Below are 289 nucleotides of genomic sequence, written 5' to 3'. Positions count from 1 at the left end.
TGCGCGCCATGATTTGGCCAAGGCCCGGGCAGGACTACCGATCGGGCAGACGGGCAAAGTGATTGCGGAACTCAAGTTCGTCTTCTGGCAGCGCATGTTCGCCGCAAGGCATGATGGACGACTATGGAATCCTTACCTGCGGCGCGTCTTCCCGTATCTCGATCCGCGCCGCTCCGTGGCACAACATCGCAAGGCCATCCATGACGCACTTGAAACGATCCGACAATTGCGTAACCGCATCGCCCATCACGAGCCGATATTCCACCGTACGCTGGAGGCCGAGTATCAA

Annotated in this window: 1 pseudogene; it reads left to right on the top strand. The window is 58.8% G+C overall.

The features are described 5' to 3' along the window. A pseudogene (locus tag ACZ3HG_RS23335) lies at positions 1–289 on the top strand (hypothetical protein); the annotation flags it as partial.

Source organism: Erwinia sp. PME.40.26/001, from assembly GCF_055556675.1.
The sequence above is the reverse complement of the archived record's forward strand: the minus strand, read 5'-3'. Positions and strand labels throughout refer to the sequence as shown.